Below are 1,001 nucleotides of genomic sequence, written 5' to 3' on the forward strand. Positions count from 1 at the left end.
GTCCTGCACCGCGGCGTCATCGCGCAGCGCGGGCTGCCGCTGCGCCGCGGCCACGAGCCGGAACAGCACGCCGGTCAGCTCGCCCTGGTTGCGCTTGAAGGCATCGAGCGCGCGCGGGTCGTCAAGCAGGCCCGGCGTGCCGGGCAACGCCGCCGCACGCGCCAGCGCGCCGCGCGCGGCCTCGACCAGCTGCGGATCGACGTCGGCTGCACGGCCGGCCGCCTGCAGCGCCGGCACGGCGAGCCGGTTGCGCTCGGCGTAGACCTGCGCGACCTGGCGCCACTCGGCCGTGCTGGCCGTGCGCGCCTCGCCGAGGCGGATCACCATCCGCGAGCCCCAGGCCGCGGCGCCGGCCGCCAGCACCAGCCCGAGGGCCAGTGCGGCGAGCCGCGCGTTGTGAGGGTGGTTCATCGCATCCCCCTCTCGTCACTTGATGGTGACCGTGCAGTTGTGCCCTGCCAGCGCCAGCCCGGTGGGCATGGGCTTGGCGCCGCTGTAGCCGATCTGCATGCCGAACTCGACGCTGCCGCTGGGCGACACCGTGCCGTTCCAGCCGGCCGGGGTGGCCACCACGCCGCGGCCGTTCTTCGTCACCGTGGCACTCCACGAGTTGGACAGCGTGAAGTCGTTCGACTCGGTCCAGCTCAGCGACCAGCCGGTGATCGGCGCCGTGCCCGTGTTGCTCAGCTTGATCGCGGGCACCTGGCCGGCTCCCCAGTCGTTGCTGGTGTCGAAGCTGATCGTGCAGTCGGCGACCACCACGTCGTTGTCGATCTCGGTGGCGGTAACGACGGCGCCGGTGTGGCCGGTGGCCGCCAGGTTGAAGCTCGCGCTGCCGTTGGCCTGGTCGGCATCCTCGGCGGCGGCGATCACCAGGTTCTGCGGCACGTTGTAGTTGGCCGGCGTGAAGGTCAGCGTGGTGGTGGCCGTGCCCAGGTCGGCGTCGCCGCCGGCGGCCTTGCTCACCGTCACCGTGACCGTCCCCGCCGGCGCCTGCGACA

General features: G+C 73.1%; 1 protein-coding gene and 1 pseudogene. Both read right to left on the reverse strand.

What is annotated here, in order from left to right:
* A pseudogene (locus AC1D12_RS34085) lies at positions 1–411 on the reverse strand (hypothetical protein); the annotation flags it as partial.
* Positions 412–426: 15 nt separating this feature from the next.
* A partial coding sequence (locus tag AC1D12_RS34090; RefSeq protein WP_477845488.1) for a cellulose binding domain-containing protein occupies positions 427–1,001 on the reverse strand: 575 nt, incomplete at its 5' end.

Source organism: Rhizobacter sp. P1_G5, assembly GCF_056405435.1.